This window comes from Flagellimonas pelagia, assembly GCF_003584135.1.
Classification (GTDB): Bacteria; Bacteroidota; Bacteroidia; order Flavobacteriales; family Flavobacteriaceae; genus Flagellimonas; species Flagellimonas pelagia.
The window spans coordinates 1-18598 of record NZ_QXFI01000036.1 but is presented as its reverse complement, the minus strand read 5'-3'; the positions used below and the strand labels follow the sequence as shown (position 1 = coordinate 18598).

15 protein-coding genes and 1 pseudogene are annotated in these 18598 nt (G+C 43.7%); 12 read left to right on the top strand and 4 right to left on the bottom strand.

What is annotated here, in order from left to right:
• Positions 1-62: 62 nt before the first annotated feature.
• From D2V05_RS17095 to D2V05_RS17075, 5 genes are all read left to right on the top strand, one after another.
• Positions 63-479, top strand: a complete 417-nt coding sequence (locus tag D2V05_RS17095) for a nuclear transport factor 2 family protein (RefSeq protein ID WP_220473575.1) — start codon at positions 63-65, stop codon at positions 477-479.
• Positions 480-677: 198 nt separating this feature from the next.
• Positions 678-1562, top strand: coding sequence for a helix-turn-helix domain-containing protein (locus D2V05_RS17090; protein ID WP_119648743.1), 885 nt, complete (start codon positions 678-680; stop codon positions 1560-1562).
• Positions 1563-1573: 11 nt separating this feature from the next.
• Positions 1574-1951 (top strand): DUF302 domain-containing protein, encoded by a 378-nt coding sequence (locus tag D2V05_RS17085; RefSeq protein WP_119648742.1) that lies wholly within the window; start codon positions 1574-1576, stop codon positions 1949-1951.
• A gap of 255 nt (positions 1952-2206) precedes the next feature.
• Positions 2207-2374 carry a YodC family protein gene (locus D2V05_RS17080; protein ID WP_119648741.1) on the top strand — a complete coding sequence of 56 codons (168 nt, stop codon included), beginning with the start codon at positions 2207-2209 and terminating at the stop codon, positions 2372-2374.
• Positions 2375-2397: 23 nt separating this feature from the next.
• Entirely contained in the window at positions 2398-3852 is a 1455-nt protein-coding gene (locus tag D2V05_RS17075; RefSeq protein WP_119648740.1) for a hypothetical protein, read from the top strand.
• A gap of 8 nt (positions 3853-3860) precedes the next feature.
• Here D2V05_RS17075 and D2V05_RS17070 read toward each other — a convergent pair whose 3' ends face one another.
• The 4 genes from D2V05_RS17070 to D2V05_RS17055 all read right to left on the bottom strand — a co-directional run bounded on the left by D2V05_RS17070 (position 3861) and on the right by D2V05_RS17055 (position 9679).
• Positions 3861-4523 (bottom strand): JAB domain-containing protein, encoded by a 663-nt coding sequence (locus D2V05_RS17070; protein WP_235855487.1) that lies wholly within the window; start codon positions 4521-4523, stop codon positions 3861-3863.
• 89 nt (positions 4524-4612) lie between these two features.
• On the bottom strand, positions 4613-5935 hold the full coding sequence (locus D2V05_RS17065) for a serine hydrolase domain-containing protein (RefSeq protein WP_119648739.1): 1323 nt from the start codon (positions 5933-5935) through the stop codon (positions 4613-4615).
• A 171-nt stretch (positions 5936-6106) separates the two neighbouring features.
• Positions 6107-7234, bottom strand: a complete 1128-nt coding sequence (locus tag D2V05_RS17060; RefSeq protein WP_119648738.1) for a hypothetical protein — start codon at positions 7232-7234, stop codon at positions 6107-6109.
• Positions 7235-7483: 249 nt separating this feature from the next.
• Positions 7484-9679, bottom strand: coding sequence for a transferrin receptor-like dimerization domain-containing protein (locus D2V05_RS17055; RefSeq protein WP_119648737.1), 2196 nt, complete (start codon positions 9677-9679; stop codon positions 7484-7486).
• A gap of 132 nt (positions 9680-9811) precedes the next feature.
• Here D2V05_RS17055 and D2V05_RS17050 point away from each other — a divergent pair, with 132 nt between their 5' ends.
• From D2V05_RS17050 to D2V05_RS17020, 7 genes and pseudogenes are all read left to right on the top strand, one after another.
• Entirely contained in the window at positions 9812-10435 is a 624-nt protein-coding gene (locus D2V05_RS17050) for a YdeI/OmpD-associated family protein (RefSeq protein WP_183114873.1), read from the top strand.
• A 101-nt stretch (positions 10436-10536) separates the two neighbouring features.
• On the top strand, positions 10537-11814 hold the full coding sequence (locus tag D2V05_RS17045; protein ID WP_119648735.1) for an aminotransferase class V-fold PLP-dependent enzyme: 1278 nt from the start codon (positions 10537-10539) through the stop codon (positions 11812-11814).
• A 137-nt stretch (positions 11815-11951) separates the two neighbouring features.
• Positions 11952-13961 carry a M13 family metallopeptidase gene (locus D2V05_RS17040; RefSeq protein WP_119648734.1) on the top strand — a complete coding sequence of 670 codons (2010 nt, stop codon included), beginning with the start codon at positions 11952-11954 and terminating at the stop codon, positions 13959-13961.
• A complete protein-coding gene (locus D2V05_RS17035) occupies positions 13955-14467 on the top strand; it encodes a hypothetical protein (RefSeq protein WP_119648733.1) in 513 nt (170 codons plus the stop codon). The genes D2V05_RS17040 and D2V05_RS17035 overlap by 7 nt, the downstream gene beginning before the upstream one ends.
• A 164-nt stretch (positions 14468-14631) precedes the next feature.
• Complete coding sequence (locus D2V05_RS17030) at positions 14632-15210, top strand: YkgJ family cysteine cluster protein (protein ID WP_313786755.1); 579 nt, start codon at positions 14632-14634, stop codon at positions 15208-15210.
• Between the two features lie 258 nt (positions 15211-15468).
• Positions 15469-16080 (top strand): hypothetical protein, encoded by a 612-nt coding sequence (locus tag D2V05_RS17025; RefSeq protein ID WP_119648731.1) that lies wholly within the window; start codon positions 15469-15471, stop codon positions 16078-16080.
• 465 nt (positions 16081-16545) lie between these two features.
• Positions 16546-18598: pseudogene (locus D2V05_RS17020) on the top strand (hypothetical protein); the annotation flags it as partial.

The following is an 18598-nucleotide window of genomic DNA, read 5'->3' as shown; positions in this document are numbered from 1 at the left end:
ATTAGCCGGGGTGGGTCCTGCCATGGGGCCTGCCCTTTTATCAACCTAAAAAATAGAAGCAAATGGCCATAGAGAAAAAATTTCCATTACCTCCCTTTACCGAAGTAACGGCCAGGGAGAAAGTGCAATTGGCAGAAGATGCCTGGAACAGCCAAGACCCTGACAAGGTGAGCAAGGCCTACACCGAGGACACCGAATGGCGCAACCGCTCCCAATTTGTGAACGGTAGGGAAGCCGTGGTTGCCTTTTTGACCGACAAATGGCAAAAGGAAAAAAACTATAAACTGCGTAAGGAACTTTGGGCCTTTACCGACCATCGTATAGCGGTACGTTTCGAATACGAGTACCAAAATGCCCAAGGGCAGTGGTTCCGTGCGTATGGGAACGAGAACTGGGAGTTCAACGAGCATGGGTTGATGCAAAAGCGTTATGCCAGCATCAACGACCTGCCCATTGCGGCCAACGAACGCCGATTGTAAGCACGGATTGTCCGTGATCAATTGGAGTAGCAGAAAATTGTCAGTTCGAGTTTTTTCAGAAAGAAAAAGTATCGAGAACAAGGGGTTGGGTTCGTAAAAACCATTTCTCGATACAATTTTTGGCCCAAGGCCCAAAAACCACTCGAAATGACAAAGGATTGATCATTGCTAATTGCTAATTGCTAATTGAACATTGATATGAACCTCTACAACACTAACACCCTTATTGACGAACAAACGGGCAACCTGGCCTTTAAACTTTCCCATTTTGAGGATAGCTGCCAATTTTGCGATACCAACCGCCACAACTACTACTCCCTGATCTGGATCAAAAAGGGGAGGGGCACCGCCCAGGTGGATTTTTCGGAATATGCCTTTACGCCCGACACCCTGTTCGCCATGACGCCCTACCAACCCTTTACCCTTACCGAGGACGAACCGTTGGAAGGAGTGGTGTTGCATTTCCATCCCGATTTTTTCTGCATCCACAAGCACCACGAACAGGTGGCCTGCAACGGGGTGCTCTTCAACAATATTTATGCGCCGCCCATGCTCCGCGTAACGGACGACATCCGCAACGAGCTGGAACTGGTGCTGCAACAGATGCGCCTGGAGGTGCAAAAGGCCGAAATGGCCCAGTACGAGCTATTGGTCTCTTACCTCAAGATCTTTTTGATCACCACCTCCCGCGCCAAGGCCAAGCAACAACCCGAAGTGCTGGAAGGCCTATCCGATGAAAAGGAACCCTTTATCCTCCAAAAGCTGAAAAACCTGATCGAGACCCACTACCGAACCAAGCACTCCGCCGGGGAGTATGCCGACCTGCTGAACATCAGCCCCAAGGCGCTGGCCAAGATCACCAAGAACTATTTTAACAAGACCATGACCCACCTGATCAGCGAGCGGATCATTATAGAGGCCAAGCGCGAGCTATACCTCACCAACAAAAGCGTAAAGGAGATCGCCTACGACCTGGGGTATGACGACGAGCACTACTTTAGCCGCTTTTTTAAGAACAACGCCGAGATTTCGCCCACTACCTACCGTGAAACCGTGGGCTTTGCCCGTGCCGCCATGGCCTAAATCCCTAGCCTATGAAAGCCCATGTGGAACACCAATTGTTATCGCTGCCCTTTGGGCAGGTGTACGACACCCTGAAACAACGGATCACCGACCACGGTTTTTTGCTGCTGCACGAGATTGATACCCAGGCCATTGTGGCCCAACACGGGATCACCATACCGCCCTTGCGGCAATTGCTCTTTTTTGAGCCCAAGTACATTGCCCAGATCATGGCGGACGACCCCTTGGCGATCAATGACATTCCCTTAAAACTGGTACTGCAAGAAGTGGATGCCCATACCACCCAACTGAGCTTTAAAAACCCTGTGGGCAGCCTACAGGATTATGGGTTGGACCCCGCCATGGCCGCTGAGTTGTTGGAGAGGGTGCAGGCGCTAGTGGCTTTTTAGGGGACGGTTGGATTATTAGATTTGTTGGATTATTGGAGAAAGCCCTTTAGGGCTTTTTTTATGGGGTTACGGTTTTCTGTAATAAATTACTTAATTAAGTAATTATATTTTCAATTTTTAACAGAAAAACATGACATAATTTTAAATTTTATGACAGTATGTCATGGATTTACCACTATAAACATGTAATTAATGACAAAACTCTAATTGGTATAACTATTGGTAATTCAAAAAAATAAAATTAAAGTATTGATTATGAGTGAATTAAAATTAGGAGATGTTGTATTCTTAAAATCAGGTGGCCCAGAAATGACGATATATAAGGTAAGTGAACGAAACAATCAAGTCGGTTGTAAGTGGTTTGATGGCAAAGAATTGAAGTATGGAGCTTTTATAAAAGAAGAACTTCAAAAGAAAGATTAATTAACTGTTGAAACTATAATAGTATGTCATTTTTAGATGGTTCGAAAAGTAAACAGATTGAGTACCTAGAGGACGAGAGAAGAAAACTTTGGGAAAGGGTATCTGGATTAGAAGGATATGTTGGTGAATTGAAAAAAGAGATTGAAAGAAAGACTTCTGACGATGAGAAAGAGGCAAAGCAACATTCCAAGAAAGCTTCAGAATTTAGGAATAAAATAGAAGCAAAATTAGAAGAAGCCCAAATCCTACTTGAACAGTTAAATTCTGAGTTAGAGTCTGCAAGAACTACTAAAAATCAAATTAATGATTATAGTGTGGATGCCAACGAACAAAAATTGGCAGTTGATGAGGTAAAAAGTAGATTGGATGATGCAGAATCAGAATTTGATAAAAAGTTGGAAAGCCTTAATTCTAGAATTCGAAATATAGATGGCGTTTTTGAAAAGTATCCGGAACTTGATTCAAAGCTTTCAGAAATTGAAGATTTCATTTCCACAGTAGAAGAAAATCTTGACAAATCAAGTGTTAGCTTGACAGCAATTAATAAGAGAAAAAAAGAGGTTGATGATTTATATAGGGAAGTTTTCGGCTACGTTCAAACAGACGAGAGTACAGGTGAAGAAACCAAAATTGATGGTTTGAAAGGAGAGTTGGATGCAACCTATGATGATTTGAAATTAAAAATTGAAGAATCATTTGAAAGTGTAGAAAACTTAAATAAAAATTATAAAGACAGTTATAAGGTCTTTGAAGAAGAATTCAAGAAAAAATATCAAAAAATTAACGATGATATTGCTTCGCTTCTTCCAGATGCTATGACCGCAGGGCTAAGCTCAGCTTTTTCTAAAAAGAAAGATGACGAGGTTGAATCTTCAAAGGTATTGCAAAAGAGGTTTAGCCAAGGTATATACTTTATGATAGGAGTAAGTTTTATTCCTGTCGTAATTAGTATATTCTTTTTGGTTGAAGGTATAACGGTACAAGAAGTGATAACAAGGTTGCCAAGGTTGGTTCTAGCTATTGTTCCAATGTATATTCCGGTCCTTTGGTTTACCTATTCAGCCAATAAAAAATTGAATTTATCCAAAAGGCTAATTGAAGAATATTCTCATAAAGAGGTTTTAAGTAGAACCTATGAAGGTCTCTCAACTCAGATTGAGAGTTTGAATAACCCAGAAGAATCAGAAGAGTTGAGATTTAGGCTTTTGTCCAATTTCTTACAAATTTCAGCTGAAAATCCCGGAAAATTGATTTCAAATTATGAGGCATCAGATCACCCTGTAATGGAGGCCTTGGAGCAGAGTTATAAGTTCCAAATGACAATTGACAAATTATCTGGTATTCCTGGATTAGGAAGAGTCGCTGCCATGTTGGAGAAAAATGCAAAGAAAAAAGTATCTGCCAAAAAGGAAGTAATAGACAAGGCTCTTGAAAGTGCGATTAACAATGGTCAAGAGGTTGGTGAAGATGAGGAATAATATGTATTCTATATCCCCCCAATCACCTTTAAACTCAAGCCCGTTAGTTCTTTAATAGTCGCATCGTCGTAGCCTTTGGCTTTCATTTTCTTCGCAATGTCCTTGGCCTTTTCCTTCTCGGCCCGCTTTTTCTCGGTATCGATCTTAAACTGTTCCAATTCCTGTTTTTCGGGGCCCATGATTTCAAAAAGGCCATTTTTCTTCAATTGGTCCATCACGCCTTGGTCGGCAAAACTGGTGTAGTGGGTCTCGGTGATCACCAAATGGTCCAACACTTCCACCTTGATCAGTTTCCCCACTTTTAGCATGTGGTCGGTAAAGGTAATGTCGGCATCGGTAACGGCGTGTGAGCCACTGGGGTGGTTGTGCACCAAGATCAGTTTGCTGGCCAGTTTGTAGATCGCCATTCTAAACACGTCGGGCGGGTCGGCATTTACCCGGTTGCTGGCCCCCAGGCCAATAAGCTCCACAAACAGGATCTTGTTGTTGTGGTTGAGGCCCACCACCCAAAAATGCTCTTGGTTGCGGCGTATCTTGTTTTCGCGCAGCAATACCTGCTGCATGATCGCATATATGTCCGCGGAGTTGAGCACTTTGATCTTCTGTTCTTTGGTAAGCCGTATGTTCATGGTAGGTGTTTGTAAATTTTGGGTCTGGGAAAGGTAATCCATGCTTTTGAGAAAAGCAAAAATGGGATGGGCATTAAAAAACCGCCTCTTTAGCTATGCAAAAGGCGGTCCTACTTTTTTAGAAACAAAGATCACCGCTTTGTAAAATGGATGTTTTGGGTGCCCTGCTTCATGGTCATACTGCCTTGGCTAGGGTCAAACTCCAAGGTTACCCCGGATTTATAATGTTTAAACTGGTCTTTGGCCACGGCATCCATGGGGTAGATCTGTTGCCCTTCGGGTTGGGCCAAGAGGTGGTTGTCCTCATGCGTCACCTTGATCACCAAACTGCTTTCCGTGCTGCCGTACACTCCAAGATAGGGGGCAAGGTCTTCCTTGGTTACGGTATAGGTAGGTAAGGTGGGCAGATCAAAAGGCTCGCCAAAAGTATAGGCCAATACGGCTTGGTTCACTTGGCCCAATTCGTAGTTTTCGGCATTGGAGAGTAGGGCATAGGTCGTCTTTTCCTCAGGGAAATAATAATAGAATGCATTAAAACCATCGATCTTGCCATCATGGGTATAGGCTTTTTTATGAAAAAGTTCCGCTTCAAAAATACCCATGCCATAGCCATCCGTTTGCGTCAACATGGTTTCCAAGGAGGTTTTGGACAGCAGTTTTCCTTGAAAGAGTGCTTCTATAAATTTCACTAAATCCGGGGCGGACATCAAAATACCCCCGGCTCCCATGGGAATGGTGTAATGGGTATCGGCCACGGGCTGCCAACCTATTTGGTAGGTGTAGGAGCGGGTCTTTTTCGCCTCGGGAAGGGTTGCGTCCCCAAATTGGGTGTGTTGCAGATGTAAGGGGTCCAATATCTTTTCCTGTAAAATAACGGCGTAAGGCTGTTGGTACACCTGCTGCAAAAGGTACGATAGCAATACGTAATTGGAATTGCTATAAGCCGCTTGGATACCGGGTACAAAATCGCTCCCTCCCGCCGCTATGATCTGTACCATTTCCTGCTCCGTCTTGGGTTGGGTGCGCCATTCCATAAAACCGGGGCCGTTCGTGAAATTGTGGATACCACTGTGATGGTTCAGCATCTGCGCCACGGTAATCTTTTCCGAGTTCGGAATGGAGGGAAAAAAGGCGTCCAAGGTTTGGGAGAGGGATAGTTTGCCTTCTTCCACAGCTTTTAGTATAAGAACGGCGGTAAATGTTTTGGATATGGAACCTACCCGGTACAAGGTGTTTTCCGTTGCCGGAACTTTGGTTTCCAAGTTGGCAAAACCGTACTGTGTGCCATAGATTTTTTGTCCGTTTCGGGATACTTGTAGGGTTCCCATAAACTTGTCCTGTTGGGCCAAGGTATTCAAAAAGGTGTCCAATTGTTCTTGGGAGACCTGCTGGGCTTGCCCTAAACTGCAGAGTAGGGCACAGAGGAGTATCTGTAGAAGTTTTAGGTGTGACATGGAAAGGGTTTACACTAAAGAGAACCATTCACTTTGATTGTTACAAAATTGCACAAAAAAGGGAGACCTTATGGTCTCCCTTTAAATCTTTGCAGTCCAGAAGCCATGGTCACTCGGCGATCCCAAGCTGTTCCTGAGCTTTCTTCCAGGCTGTCTGCTACATGATATATGTTAATTTATAGGTGCTGTAGGCTCAATTTCATCTACATCCACAGGCATATTGGCATGTCCTTTACCACCAAAACGATAAGTGACCCCAACACTCACCAAATAGTCCGCAAAGGCGGCATCTCCGTGTTGGGATTCACCGGTCATGGCCTCGGTCTGCATATCGGGAAAACTCTGTGTCCGGTTTCGTACCAATGCAATGGGCACATCCACGTTTACCTGAAATTTGTTACGGGTATAGCTTAACCCGGGCTCTGCGGAAAGCACATAACCGGGTCTTCTAAACCCGCCGCTTCCACCAATAAGGTCATATACCGGCACACATTCGTATCGTCCGCCGCCATACACCCCAAACCCTGAAGTGCCGAAGATATAGGTGAGTCCTGCACGTCCGGCCAACTGATCCGGAACGGACATAATGGCCTCCGTTTCCCTAGATCGGTAGGTAGGAACGCCATTCATTTCCCTTGGGTTCACCAAATAATAGAACCCACCGGTCACGAACAGGTTGTTGGTGATCAAATGATAGCCTTGCAGTTCAAAAGTGAAGCCCACGCCGCCGTCCCCGGGTTGTATGGATTGATCAACAGGTCTTTCGTCCGGTCTTCCATCCCTGTGGGCATGTACATCGGTAAAGTCGGATTTCCCCGAATTGGTCTTGATCCCCAAACTTATGGACAGATTGGAGCGTACCTGCTTGTTGAAATCGAACAGCCAGTAGCCAACACTTGCGCGGATATCGCCCAAACCTTGGGAATACACTTTAGACCGTTCATCCCTTCCGGATTCCCGGGAGTGGTCCACATAAGGGATGATCAAGGTGCCAAACAGCCTGTCCGTAAACGAATAGCCAATGGACAAGTCATAAAAAGAGGAACGGTTGATGACATTGGTGTGTTCTTCCACACGTTCTACCTGCTCTTCCGTACCTACAAAATGCCTAAAGGATTTAAAGTGTCTAAAATTACCACTGATGGACCATTGGCCTTTTTGGAATCCGGCAGTACTTCTATTGGCAAGTTCCCCGCTACAAGTGGAGAACCCACGTATGGCTACACAGCCTTGCGCAAAAATGTTTGATGCGGCCATAGAAAATAAAAGGATGGCCGATACGAGTAATAATCGTTTCATGTGAAGATTTTGATTGGTTTTCTATAATAGGAGAAGACAATCCCCTATGGCCGGCAAGTTAGAATTACCACAAGCTGGCAGGGATTAAGGAGAAATTAATAAACACCGTTGAAAGGTTAACGGTATTAACAACTGACTAAACAGCAGTTATGGCAAAGCAAAAGGATTGATAGTGGGAGGGGGGGAAGGCAAAAAAAGCCGCCTTCCACGAAACTTCGCAAAAGGCGGCCTTGATTTTTCACGGCATATCTATTCCGCGATACCGATCAGTTTTTGTACTTCGGTATCAAAATTCTTCAGGGTGGTGGCCAAAACCCCGATCTGTTCCTGTGCTTCTTTCCACTCTTTCTGCTCAATGGCCTCGCGCACGCCTGGAAGTGTTTTTACCCCATAGCCCGTGTAAAATCCGGGGGCATAGATCTGGTGTTTGAACCAGTCCCTTCGGGGTAGACCCTTATCCTGCAGCAATACCTGCTCCATGCCCATCAACTCCTTGTTGAGCTGTGCCTTTTTGGCAGCGGGCAATTGGGTCAGGTTTATCTTGGAAAAGGTATCGATACTCGTTTTCAAATCTGCCATCACATTTTGTAAGGGCGAAAAGTCCAAATACGGAATTTCGGCCTCCATTTTGGCAGTGGCAACCGGTTTTTTGGGATCCATCACCAATTGGTAGGCATCCTTTTTTACCAGTTTGTTATGTTTTTCCACATCGGAGCGCATGTCTTCCAATGTCTTCATCACTTCGCCCAAATAACCGTTCACGGTGCTGTGCCATTGGGTCAGTTCAAACGGCAATACCTCGGCGTTTGCCATACGGAGCACAATGCGACCGGCGGTATTGGCCAAAGCCACCCCATACTGGAAACCGGGGTCCTTAAAGCGGGTATAGTGGGTATAGGTATCGTAAATGGTATGGTATTCCCCACCGGAACCTTCGCCACCAAAGCCAAGGTTCAACGAGGCAATACCCGTATGTTGTATAAAGGGGGTGTAATCGGAACCCGATCCAAGAGCGGACAATTTAAACGAGCTGTCGCCACCCCGCATGGAGTTGGCGGCCATTCTGCGTTCCACTACGGAAACCCCTTTCTGGGGATCGGTTACACTATTGGCCACTTGGGTAACCATGGCCTGTAGGGAGTGGGATCCCCCAACGCCCAGATACCCACGGCTGTTCCCATCGGTATTGACGTAGGCCACGGCCTTTTGTTTCAATTCGCCCATATGGTCCTCAACCCATTCTGTAGAACCGATCAATCCGGGTTCCTCGGCATCCCACGCACAGTACACGAGGGTACGTTTGGGCTTGTTGCCCTGCTTGGCCAATTTGGCCACTACGCGGGCTTCTTCCATCAAGGCCACCATACCACTTATGGGATCGCTGGCACCGTGAACCCAAGCATCGTGGTGGTTGCCGCGAACTACCCATTGATCGGGGAATTCGGAACCTTTTAGGGTAGCGATCAAGTTATGGGCAGGTTTCAACTGCCAGTCAAACTCCAGTTTCAAATGTACCTTGGCGGGACCAGGACCAATATGGTAGGTAATGGGAAGTCCACCTCTCCATTTTTCGGGAGCCACGGGACCTTCCAATGCTTCCAACAACGGTTGTGCATCCTCATACGAAATAGGCAACACCGGAATCTTGGTGATGGTAGGAGCATCTTTTCTATCCAAACGCTTGGCATCCTTGGTGGCGGCATAACCTGGGGTCAATACGTCTCCGGGATAAAGCGGCATGTCCATCACGGAACCACGTTGTACACCGGTTTTGTTCTTGAAGGGACCTTTGGGGTACACATCGCCTTGGAAATAACCATCGTCCATAGGGTCGGAGTAGATGATGCAACCAATGGCCCCTTTTTCGGCGGCCAGTTTCGGTTTGATCCCTCGCCAAGAACCATAATATTTGGCGATGACGATTTTTCCTTTCACATCGATGCCCAATTTTTCCAGTTCCTCATAATCGCTGGGAATCCCATAGTTCACGAAAACCAGGTCGGCCTCCACATCGCCATCGGTGGAGAAGGCGTTGTAGCTGGGCAACAATTTATCGCCCTGCTCGGTATACGGGTCGCCCTCCACGGGAATCGCCTTTAACGAAGCGGAATACTTAGTTGGGGCAGTAAGCTCCAACACGCGCACTTTAGGGTAGGGGAAAAGCACTTGGTAGGTATCGATACGGGTATCGTACCCCCACGATTTGAATTGCTTTTCCATCCACTTCACGTTCTGTTCGCCATAGGCGGTACCGACCCAGTGTGGCTCGGCGGCCATCAGCTTCATCCAGTCGTCCAGATTGGATGCAGTAAGTTCTTTTTCGAATGCGGCCTCTAGTTTGAGTTCTTCATCGGAGGCCTTTTTGCTGAACCCAAGGACAGTTTCCTGGGCAGATACGGTAAGGGTGCCCACTAACAGCAATAGGGGAAGTAATTTATTTTTCATTGTTTTGAATTAGCTCTTAAATTTAAGGGATCATTTTAGGTTACTGAAACAAAAGGAAGAGAAGTGTTGATGATTCTTTAAAGAATTTACATTTTCTTTGAAAAGACGAGTTAAAATCGAACAATGACAAATATGAACCCAGCGGTAGACGAATATTTTGAAATAGGCTGTGGACGATGCTCTTTGGTGGGCACCCCGGATTGTAAGGTACACAAATGGCAGGGCGAAATGAAATTGCTTCGCACCCTTTTATTGGAATGCGGGGTTACCGAAGAACGGAAATGGGGTGTGCCCTGTTATACTTACAACGGACGCAATTTTATGATGCTGGCCGCTTTTAAGGAATATTGCTGGATCAGTTTTTTTAAGGGCGCCTTGTTGCAGGATGCCTACCAGATTTTGGAAAAGCCGGGAGACAATACCCAATCCGGTCGGGTGGTAAAGTTTACCCAAGTGGAACAGGTGAAGGAGAAATTGGAAATTTTGCGTCAATACATCTTTGAGGCCATGGAAGTGGAAAAAGCAGGGCTGAAGGTAAAACGCAAGGATATTTCGGAATACGAAGTACCGGAAGAGTTCCAAGACCGATTGGATGCAGACCCTGAGCTGAAGGAAGCCTTTGAAAGCTTGACCCCTGGCCGGCAAAAGGGATACTTGCTCCATTTTTCCAGTGCGAAACAATCCAAGACCCGTGAAGAACGTATCGAGAAATGTGTTCCTAAGATTTTGATGGGAATTGGGTTTCATGATCGGTAATCAATGAACAATGTGCAATGAACAATAAACAATAATCAATAAACAATTACTTTTACCCTAAACCCTAAACCCTAAACCCTAAACCACTAAATCCAACCAACATGTCACACCGTAGAAAATTTTTAAAACAAGGCGCAGCCGCCATGATGTCCTTGCCCTTGTTATCCTTCGACCCTAAAAAAGATTGGTCCATCGATTCCTTAAAGTACGTTACCGACAAGGATGACGATTATTGGAAGATGGTCCGTAAACAATTTCCCTTGAAAGAAGGACAGACCTATTTCAACAACGGTACCATGGGCCCTACATCGGGCTATGTGCTGGACAAAATGTTCGACCACATAATGCATTGGAACGTAGAGGCCGCTACAGTGGACTACAAAAATGGTTCCGGTCCCGAATTGTTGACGGGTTATTTTCCGTACGAGGAACTGCGAACCAAATTGGCGAAAATAGTCAACTGTGATTTTAAGGAAATCTCCCTGACCCAAAATGCCACCTTTGGTATGAACTACGTAGGAATGGGTTTGGATTTGAAAAAAGGGGATGAGCTCCTCAATACCAACCAAGAACACGGTGGTGGATTCGGGGCGTGGCAATTGCTGGCCAAACGCAAAGGCTGTGTGTACAAACAGGCCACCATGCCTGAACCTGCCAACGATCCACAGGCCATTGTGGATGCCATTTTTAAAGAAGTGACCCCAAAGACCAAAGTCATTGCCGTACCGCATATCATTTCCGGATTTGGAACGGTGATGCCCGTAAAACAAATCTGTGCCGAAGCCAAAAAACGCGGCATTTTCACCATTTTGGACGGTGCCCAGTGTGTGGGACACGTGAAGGTGGATGTGAAGGATATCGGGTGTGACGCCTATTATTCCAGCTTGCACAAATGGTTATTGGCCCCAGCGGGCAGTGGTCTTTTGTATATCAATAAAGATGTGGTGGATGGTATCTGGTCCACCATAGCTAGCTACAACTGGGACAATCAGGATGATCACGGATTCCGATTGATGCAGAACGGAACCGGGAATGCAGGACTTATGGCGGGCTATGATGCCGCTGTGGACTTCTTCAATACCATTGGCCACGATGTTTGGATCGGTAGGATCAAGGAATTGGGCATGCACCTTCGGGATGGCCTCAAGGAAATGAAACACGTGACCATCTTTTCGTCCACCAATGAGGAACTGGCAGCTGGAATCACTACATACGGGGTGGAAGGCATGACAGGTCCTGAACTTCAGAAATATCTTTGGGAGAAGGAACGGTTGCAACCACGCTCCGTAGGGGCTAAAATGCTTCGACATTCCGTGCATATTTACAATTCCAAGGAAGAGATCGACCGTGCGTTGAACCTGATTTCGGGCTTGGCATAAATGATTTCAAATTGAGGCCGAAAAATATAAACCGGAGATTATCACGGGTCTTCCGGTTTTTTTTTAATTCTTTTTTAAGATTTCGGTAGGAATCACGGGTTTCATTAATCGGTATATTCGTAAAAATAACCCAACCAATGAAAAAAATGTTACCCATGGCCTTATTGGCCATTGCCTTCACCTCCTGTAAAAAGGAGCAACCAAAAGAATCCACCAAAATAGCCTATACCGGTATTACAGAATCCATCAAACCCGGCGATAATTTCTTTATGCGTGTGAACAAGGTTTGGTACGATTCCACTCCAATTGCCGAGGATCAGGTTGGAGTAGGGTCCTACAGTTTTTTGAACATCCCCCAGAAAAAATTGCTTCAAAATATATTGGAAGAAGTTTCCGCCACGGAACACGAAGTCGGTACGATAGAGCAGAAGGTGGGCGATTTTTACGCCTCGGGAATGGATACGGCACAGATCAACCAAAGGGGATATGAGCCTTTGAAACCTATTCTGGAACGCATCAACGCCATATCTAATGTTGAAGGCGTAATGGATTTTGTGACCGAGGAAATGGAAACGGGCAATAATTCCATCATTGCACTTCGTGTAGCGCCCGACAATAAAAACAGTAGCATCAATATTTTGCATGTCAGTCAATCCGGATTGGGACTTCCTGATCGGGATTATTATTTTAAAACGGATTCGGCAACCGTGGGTATTCAAAATGCCTATAAAAAGTACATCGCTACCTTGTTTGAGCTTACCGATCATGCAAATGGCATGGAAAAGACAGAGACTGTCTACGAAATGGAAAAACAGTTGGCCGAATCGCATAAGACCCGAATCGAAAGAAGAAACATCAAGGCCAATTACAATAAGTTTTCCGTGGCGGATATGTCCACTGACAATGCCCATATTGGGTGGGCCGATATGTTGGCCACTTTAAAGCTGGAGGCCGATTCCGTGGATGTACAACAACCCGCATATTACGCCAAATTGGACGAGATGTTGGGTTCAACCTCCTTGGATGACTGGAAGACCTATCTTATGGCCCATACGTTGGACAATTATGCCAATTTCTTGAGCACCCCTTTTGAAAAAGCGGTGTTTGAGTATAACAAGGTGCTTTTGGGCCAATCGGAACAACAACCGCGTGCCCAGTTGATGGTACAGCAGGTGGACCGCATGTTGGGTTTTGCTCTGGGCCAGTTGTACGTGAAGCGTTATTTTGATGAAGAGGACAAAAAACGGGTCGCCGATTTGGTGAACAACCTTCAAAAAGCTTTTGAAAACCGTATGTCCAAACTCGATTGGATGAGCGACAGCACTAAAGCCAAGGCCAAGGAAAAATTATATGCCATCACCAAGAAAGTAGGCTACCCCGATGTTTGGCGGGAATATGACGTAACCATCGGCAGGGACACCTATTTTGAGAATGTGGTGACCCTACAAAAAAACGCCTACGAATATCGGATGAAGGACCTGAACAAGGCCCCGAACAAAGAAGAGTGGGGGACCACCCCTTCCACCGTTACGGCCTATTACCGTGCATCTTCCAATGAGATTGTGTTCCCTGCGGGAATCCTACAATTCCCCTATTTTGACAAGGAGGCTGATGATGCTGTGAATTATGGTGGTATCGGTATGGTAATCGGGCATGAATTGACCCACGCTTTTGACGATAACGGGTCGCAGTATGACAAGGATGGAAACCTAAAAAATTGGTGGACCGAGGACGATTTGGCCAAATTCAAGGCAAAGACCCAACAATTGATCGATCGCTACAGCACGTTTACCGTTTTGGACAGTGTACATGTAAAGGGTGCCCTGACTATTGGCGAGAATACAGCGGATAATGGAGGTATTGCCATCGCCTATGACGCTTTCAAATTGACCCAACAGGGGCAGGATACGGTTCGGATAGGCGGCTACACCCCTGATGAACGCTTCTTTATGTCCATCGCCAGGATTTGGAGGGTAAAGGTAAGGGATGAGTTTATGCGCAATTACGTGAATACCAATCCCCATTCCCCAGCTATTTGGAGGGTGAACGGCCCGTTGATGAACTTCACACCGTTTTATGAGACCTTCGACCTGCAACCAGGGGACCAAAACTTTAAATCGGAAGAAGAACGCATCAAGATTTGGTAGTAAAAAAGACATATCTATCCATTGCAGTGCTGTTCATGTGCATATTAGGACATGCGCAGGACAAAAGTGTTTTTCAGGATGCCAATGAGTTGACCAAAGAAACACAGCGTGTGATCTCCGTTGTACCGGGACAGAAAATCGATACCGCTTATTTTAGGACCTTGTTTCTTCCCACCGCGCACTTTACTGTTGTGGGTGAAGAAGATGGTAGTTTCATGCATGAGACCATGGACTTGAATGATTTTCTGGTTACCCTTACCGATGAATACTATACGCTCGGATATCATGAAGAGGCCACGGGAGAAATGATTGAAGAATACAATGGCATTGCCCAAATCATCCAGAGTTTTGAAGGGGTTGATTCCGAAAATGAAAAAGGAAAAGGGGTTGGTAGCTATCAATTGGTTTATTCCGATGGTAGATGGTGGATAGCCAATATGATCTGGACCATGAGTTCGGACGATGGCAAGGATATCCCTAAAAAGTACCTTTACCAGAACCATTGAATTTCGGTAAGATCCAACGCGATTCACACAACAATTTTAAAACGTGTGGGATGTGAAATATGGGCTTTTTTGCCCTCAAATTTTTCAAAAAGAATTTCTGATGACGTGTCAAAATTAGCGATACCTTCGGGAAAAAATTTTTGACATTAGAGCAGAAGGTCCGTATGGTTGAGAACCTCTTCGGACAATTGGAAAAAGAGAGTGCCCAATTTCAGAAAGCATCCGGATTGGGCTGTGTTTCAGGCTGTGGAAAATGTTGTAACTATCCCCATATAGAAGCCTCCCCGTTGGAATTTTTACCGTGGGCTTTTCATTTATTTTTGTCCGGTGAGGCGGAAACCACTTTGGATATGTTGAACGGCAACCCGAACCCAAATTGTTTTTTGTTCAACTCCCTTTCCGTTACCGGTCAAGGCCATTGTGGCAGCTATGCGTACCGGGGTCTCATCTGCCGATTGTTCGGTTTTGGGGCCACCCGTGATAAATATGGTAGTTTGCGCTTGGCCACCTGCAAGATAATCCGCGAAGGACAGGCCGAGCAATACAAAACGGTTTCCGAAGCCATTACCAAAGGGTTGTACGTTCCCGTGTTCACGGAGTATTACATGCAGCTGAACCAGATAGATTATCAACTGGGCACCAAAATGGTACCTGTGAACAAGGCATTGAAAATGGCCTTGGAGGAAGTGCTGCAATACTACACCTACAGACCCATCCCAGATGTTGGAAAGTGGTGTGGGTAGGGGAGGCCATTTACTTATCTGAAAGCGGAATTTACCGCTTTTCATCTATATTTAATTGAAAACTATAAAGTTAACCTTAAAAATTATGGAACCCCCCCAGAATTTTTAAGGTTTTTGAGCAATGTGATTTTGCGCTCAATTTCTATATTTAGGTACTCCAAGTTATTGATTTCCTACATATTACTTCCCTATAAAATCCAAATTGAATGATGATATAGGGATATCATTCTTATAGACTAATAAATAAATACGTTGATTATGGGAATTGATGAATGGGACATAGCAATTAAGGGTTTAACTCTCTCTGTTGTCATGATAGGTGCATGGAGAGGTTTTATGGAATATCGCAAGACCCAAGATTGGAAAAAAGCTGAATTCTTGGCCACTGAGTACAAAAAATTTGTGGATGACCAAGATGTCAAAAATGCTTTCTTGATTCTAGATGGATATAAAATTTTAAATCAAATAAACGATTGTACAAATTTAATTAAAGATTATAAGCGTTATAAACCCATAAAAAAACTTATTAAGGCACTTTCAGAGAAAGATTCGGAAAAACGCGATGAACTTGAGGAATATATTGTTTTATGTATTGATAGGTTTTTATTTAAGCTAGGGATATTCAATAGTTATATAGAATTGGATTTGGGCTCAAAGGAACAGGTTTGGTCTTATCTTTCTTATTGGATTAAACTTATAGGTGGATCGGATGAAAAAATAATCGATATGAAGGCCCAAAAGGCTCTAAAAGAATTTATAGAGACATATAAATATGAAAGTGTGATTTCATTGGTTAAGAAATATGAAGATAATCTGAAACAAACTACTCTAAAAACAATACATTTCAGAACTGAGATATCCTTAAAATAATGTGTACAACATTTTTTTGTACAAAACAATTGAGCGATATGGAGAATTATAGCTATCTAATGGCGTAACCCATAAAACACTACATGACGGCATTTGTACTATAATGTTCTCGCGTTATGTTTCTTTGCTTTGGTAAAAACAAAGCTTACTTCCACCGCACCAACTCGCCTAAATTTTTAAAGAATCTCATTCTTTAAAAATTGTAGCGTCTGAAAAGTTGAGCTAAAAATTTCCTTTTAAAAAATGAAATGGAACACCTTTTATGATACCCGACGTAGGAGAAGGGTGTAATGTCAACACACCTACGGATCAAAGAAGTTTAATATTTCAGACTATTTATATTGGTTTTGGACGATTTAATTTGTCTCTTAAACCTCTTTTTAATTAGTTTGGATTGTTTTTATGAGTAAGATAATTCTTAATTGAATTTTACGTTAACAAGAATTCCGAAAACAACCTCGTTACTTGAATTTTAAAAGCATCACTTTTGTTATTTTTTTTACAGTAAATGCTGTTTTGGCACAATGTCCTACCGGAGATGTTTATTTGAATAGTCAAAGTGACGTTGAAGATTTTATTACAAATTATGGGACTTGTGAAGTTATCACTGGTACGGTATATATAGGTGATGCTACCGATATTTCTGGCATAACAGCTATAAAAAGAATAGAAGGGTCCTTAAGAATTTCCTATTCAGAAATCACAAGCGTATCAAACTTTAGTAATTTAGAATTCGTTGGCGGTGATTTTATAATTGATCAAAGTCATTTAATTGAAACTGTTGAAGGAATTAATAAGTTGCAAGCGGTCAATGGGGATTTTTTAATTACTCAAAATTATAGTGGTTTAAAGCATATAAAGGGATTTAATGCGTTAGAAAAAATTGGGGGAAACTTTCAAGTATCTGAGAATTACTCTTTGGAAACAATATCTACCTTCGATAATTTACTAAATGTTGATGGATGGTTTTTGATAAGAAGAGCTAATGCAATGGAAAAACTTGAGGGGTTTAATAACTTGGTTAGAATTGGTGTACCTACTAATCCCATATGGCTTTCTGAGGGAAACTTGAGGATTACTAAAAATGATTCTTTAGCTGAAATAAATGGATTTGCATCGCTAATGGAAATTGCCCAAAGCTTTGAAATTTCTGAGAATAGAAAATTAGAAAAAGTTATAGGTTTTACAGGGTTAGTACAAATATCATATCGAATGGATTTTGATAGGTGTCCTTTGTTGATTGAAATCCCTCAATTTGACAACCTCGTTACAATTGGAAGTGGTTTGGAAATATGGAATACAGGTTTAGAGCAAATAGATGGCTTTAATAATATTCAAATTATTGGAGATTTAGATCCTTCTTGGGGGAACTTATATATAAGTGATAATAATAATCTTGTTGCAATAACAGGTTTTAATAGTCTTGCAAAGTTAGAAGGAGAGTTAGGTATAACAACAAACAATAAATTAACAGGCTTAATCGGTTTTAGTAATTTAATTGAAACCAGAGGAATAAATATTACATCTAATGAATCTATCACTGATTTAAAAGGCTTAGAAAACTTATTTACTGTTGGCATTATAGATGGAAATGGTATTTCAATTAGAAGAAATAATTCATTGTCTGATTGTTCGGCAATATGTAATTTACTTACAAATGGAAATGTTTATGGAGTAATAAACATTATTGATAACCCCTCAAAATGTAGTAGTGAAAAGGAAGTTAGAGATGAATGTATTCCAGACTTTGATGATGATGGTATATTAAATGATGATGATTTAGATGATGACAATGATGGTATTTTGGATACAGTAGAGCAAAATGGTGATTTGGAAAGGGACAGTGATAATGATGGATATCCAGATCATATGGATTTGGACAGTGATGGCGATGATTGCTTTGATGTAGTGGAGGCTGGTTTTATTGATGCTGATGGAAACGGAATACTTGGAAGTGACCCCGTTACTGTTGATGCAAATGGGTTGGTCATTGGCAATGGGGGGTATGTTTCACCATTGGATAGTGATTTTGACGGCTTGTATGACTTTCAGCAAGCAAATACCTTAAGTGCGGGTGAAAATGGGGAACTGAACATCTGTGAGAACAGTATGCCCGTGGACCTTTTCGACAGCCTTGGGGGCACACCGGACATGGGTGGTACCTGGTCGCCGGGTCTTTCCAGTGGAACAGGGGTTTTTGACCCTTCAACAGATGTCGCCGGGGTCTACACCTATACGGTTACTAGCGGAGTCTGTGGAATGGACACGGCAGAGGTGAACGTGGTAATCGATTTGTTGCCCAATGCAGGGGAAAATGGGGAACTGGAGATCTGTGAAAACAATATGCCCGTGGACCTTTTCGACAGCCTTTCGGGCACACCTGATTTGGGAGGCGTTTGGACACCAAGCCTTTCCAGTGGAACAGGGGTTTTTGACCCTTCAACGGATGTCGCCGGTGTCTACACCTATACGGTTACTAGCGGAGTCTGTGGAATGGACACGGCAGAGGTGAACGTGG

Coding starts and splice junctions, on each gene's coding strand:
- D2V05_RS17095 (WP_220473575.1), top strand. CDS start 63: ATGGCCATAGAGAAAAAATTTCCATTACCTCCCTTTACCGAAGTAACG.
- D2V05_RS17090 (WP_119648743.1), top strand. CDS start 678: ATGAACCTCTACAACACTAACACCCTTATTGACGAACAAACGGGCAAC.
- D2V05_RS17085 (WP_119648742.1), top strand. CDS start 1,574: ATGAAAGCCCATGTGGAACACCAATTGTTATCGCTGCCCTTTGGGCAG.
- D2V05_RS17080 (WP_119648741.1), top strand. CDS start 2,207: ATGAGTGAATTAAAATTAGGAGATGTTGTATTCTTAAAATCAGGTGGC.
- D2V05_RS17075 (WP_119648740.1), top strand. CDS start 2,398: ATGTCATTTTTAGATGGTTCGAAAAGTAAACAGATTGAGTACCTAGAG.
- D2V05_RS17070 (WP_235855487.1), bottom strand. CDS start 4,523: ATGGATTACCTTTCCCAGACCCAAAATTTACAAACACCTACCATGAAC.
- D2V05_RS17065 (WP_119648739.1), bottom strand. CDS start 5,935: ATGTCACACCTAAAACTTCTACAGATACTCCTCTGTGCCCTACTCTGC.
- D2V05_RS17060 (WP_119648738.1), bottom strand. CDS start 7,234: ATGAAACGATTATTACTCGTATCGGCCATCCTTTTATTTTCTATGGCC.
- D2V05_RS17055 (WP_119648737.1), bottom strand. CDS start 9,679: ATGAAAAATAAATTACTTCCCCTATTGCTGTTAGTGGGCACCCTTACC.
- D2V05_RS17050 (WP_183114873.1), top strand. CDS start 9,812: ATGAACCCAGCGGTAGACGAATATTTTGAAATAGGCTGTGGACGATGC.
- D2V05_RS17045 (WP_119648735.1), top strand. CDS start 10,537: ATGTCACACCGTAGAAAATTTTTAAAACAAGGCGCAGCCGCCATGATG.
- D2V05_RS17040 (WP_119648734.1), top strand. CDS start 11,952: ATGAAAAAAATGTTACCCATGGCCTTATTGGCCATTGCCTTCACCTCC.
- D2V05_RS17030 (WP_313786755.1), top strand. CDS start 14,632: ATGGTTGAGAACCTCTTCGGACAATTGGAAAAAGAGAGTGCCCAATTT.
- D2V05_RS17025 (WP_119648731.1), top strand. CDS start 15,469: ATGGGAATTGATGAATGGGACATAGCAATTAAGGGTTTAACTCTCTCT.